This window comes from Massilia sp. HP4 (genome assembly GCF_005222695.1).
Lineage (GTDB): Bacteria > Pseudomonadota > Gammaproteobacteria > Burkholderiales > Burkholderiaceae_D > Telluria.
Window position 1 is genome coordinate 1 of sequence record NZ_STGG01000066.1, and the last position, 2,982, is coordinate 2,982.

2 rRNA genes are annotated in these 2,982 nt (G+C 52.5%); both read right to left on the reverse strand.

Annotated elements, in window-relative coordinates:
- Nucleotides 1-1,989: ribosomal RNA gene (locus tag E8M83_RS24065) — 23S ribosomal RNA — on the reverse strand; the annotation flags it as partial.
- 167 nt (nt 1,990-2,156) lie between these two features.
- Nucleotides 2,157-2,982 (reverse strand): 16S ribosomal RNA (locus tag E8M83_RS24070); the annotation flags it as partial.

The window sequence follows — 2,982 nt, forward strand, 5'->3', positions numbered from 1 at the left end:
TCGGAACTTACCCGACAAGGAATTTCGCTACCTTAGGACCGTTATAGTTACGGCCGCCGTTTACTGGGGCTTCAATTCGCACCTTCGCTTACGCTAAGCGCTCCTCTTAACCTTCCAGCACCGGGCAGGCGTCAGCCCCTATACTTCGCCTTACGGCTTCGCAGAGACCTGTGTTTTTGCTAAACAGTCGCCTGGGCCTATTCACTGCGGCTCTCTCGGGCTTGCACCCTAACAGAGCACCCCTTCTCCCGAAGTTACGGGGTCATTTTGCCGAGTTCCTTAACGAGAGTTCTCTCGATCACCTTAGGATTCTCTCCTCGCCTACCTGTGTCGGTTTGCGGTACGGGCACCTCTCACCTCGCTAGAGGCTTTTCTTGGCAGTGTGGAATCAGGAACTTCGCTACTATATTTCGCTCGCCATCACAGCTCAGCCTTATGGGAAACGGATTTGCCTATTTCCCAGCCTAACTGCTTGGACGCGGATATCCAATACCGCGCTTACCCTATCCTCCTGCGTCCCCCCATTGCTCAAATGGTGAGGAGGTGGTACAGGAATATCAACCTGTTGTCCATCGCCTACGCCTTTCGGCCTCGGCTTAGGTCCCGACTAACCCTGAGCGGACGAGCCTTCCTCAGGAAACCTTAGGCATTCGGTGGAGGGGATTCTCACCCCTCTTTCGCTACTCATACCGGCATTCTCACTTCTAAGCGCTCCACCAGTCCTTCCGGTCTGGCTTCACAGCCCTTAGAACGCTCTCCTACCACTGTTCGAAGAACAGTCCGCAGCTTCGGTGATACGTTTAGCCCCGGTACATTTTCGGCGCAGAGTCACTCGACCAGTGAGCTATTACGCACTCTTTAAATGGTGGCTGCTTCTAAGCCAACATCCTGGTTGTCTAAGCAACTCCACATCCTTTTCCACTTAACGTATACTTTGGGACCTTAGCTGGCGGTCTGGGCTGTTTCCCTTTCGACTACGGATCTTATCACTCGCAGTCTGACTCCCAAGGATAAGTCATTGGCATTCGGAGTTTGACTGAATTCGGTAACCCGGTAGGGGCCCCTAGTCCAATCAGTGCTCTACCTCCAAGACTCTTACCTTGAGGCTAGCCCTAAAGCTATTTCGGAGAGAACCAGCTATCTCCAGGTTCGATTGGCATTTCACCCCTACCCACACCTCATCCCCGCACTTTTCAACGTGCGTGGGTTCGGGCCTCCATTCAGTGTTACCTGAACTTCACCCTGGACATGGGTAGATCACCTGGTTTCGGGTCTACGACCACGTACTCATGCGCCCTATTCAGACTCGCTTTCGCTGCGGCTCCGCATCTTCTGCTTAACCTTGCACGGGATCGTAACTCGCCGGTTCATTCTACAAAAGGCACGCCATCACCCGTTAACGGGCTCTGACTACTTGTAGGCACACGGTTTCAGGATCTCTTTCACTCCCCTTCCGGGGTGCTTTTCACCTTTCCCTCACGGTACTGGTTCACTATCGGTCACTAGGGAGTATTTAGCCTTGGGAGATGGTCCTCCCGGATTCCGACGGAATTTCACGTGTTCCGCCGTACTCAGGATCCACTCAGGAGAGAACGAAGTTTTGACTACAGGGCTGTTACCTCCTATGGCGGGCCTTTCCAGACCTCTTCATCTACCTCGTTCCTTTGTAACTCCGTACAGAGTGTCCTACAACCCCAAGAGGCAAGCCTCTTGGTTTGGGCTAATCCCGTTTCGCTCGCCGCTACTCAGGGAATCGCATTTGCTTTCTCTTCCTCCGGGTACTTAGATGTTTCAGTTCCCCGGGTCTGCCTTCTCATATCCTATGAATTCAGATATGGATACCACTCCATTACGAGTGGTGGGTTTCCCCATTCGGAAATCTCCGGATCAAAGCTTGCTTACAGCTCCCCGAAGCATATCGGTGTTCGTCCCGTCCTTCATCGGCTCCTAGTGCCAAGGCATCCACCGTGCGCCCTTTCTAACTTAACCGTTAAAAAGAATCACTATGTGATATCTTGTATTACTTGAATGTGATGTCTACTGTTATCTAGTTTTCAAAGAACACGTTTCGAAGGAATGATCCTTCAAAACTAAACAAGACAGGGAACGTTCTGTTTATAAGACCCAAGGTCTTATATTCCGTATAATATCCTTAGAAAGGAGGTGATCCAGCCGCACCTTCCGATACGGCTACCTTGTTACGACTTCACCCCAATCATCTGTCCCACCTTCGGCGGCTGGCTCCTAAAAGGTTACCTCACCGACTTCGGGTGTTACAAACTCTCGTGGTGTGACGGGCGGTGTGTACAAGGCCCGGGAACGTATTCACCGCGGCATGCTGATCCGCGATTACTAGCGATTCCAGCTTCACGCAGTCGAGTTGCAGACTGCGATCCGAACTGAGAACAGATTTGTGGGATTGGCTTAACCTCGCGGTTTCGCTGCCCTTTGTTCTGTCCATTGTAGCACGTGTGTAGCCCAGGTCATAAGGGGCATGATGATTTGACGTCATCCCCACCTTCCTCCGGTTTGTCACCGGCAGTCACCTTAGAGTGCCCAACTGAATGCTGGCAACTAAGATCAAGGGTTGCGCTCGTTGCGGGACTTAACCCAACATCTCACGACACGAGCTGACGACAACCATGCACCACCTGTCACTCTGCCCCCGAAGGGGACGTCCTATCTCTAGGATTGTCAGAGGATGTCAAGACCTGGTAAGGTTCTTCGCGTTGCTTCGAATTAAACCACATGCTCCACCGCTTGTGCGGGCCCCCGTCAATTCCTTTGAGTTTCAGTCTTGCGACCGTACTCCCCAGGCGGAGTGCTTAATGCGTTAGCTGCAGCACTAAGGGGCGGAAACCCCCTAACACTTAGCACTCATCGTTTACGGCGTGGACTACCAGGGTATCTAATCCTGTTCGCTCCCCACGCTTTCGCTCCTCAGCGTCAGTTACAGACCAGAGAGTCGCCTTCGCCACTGGT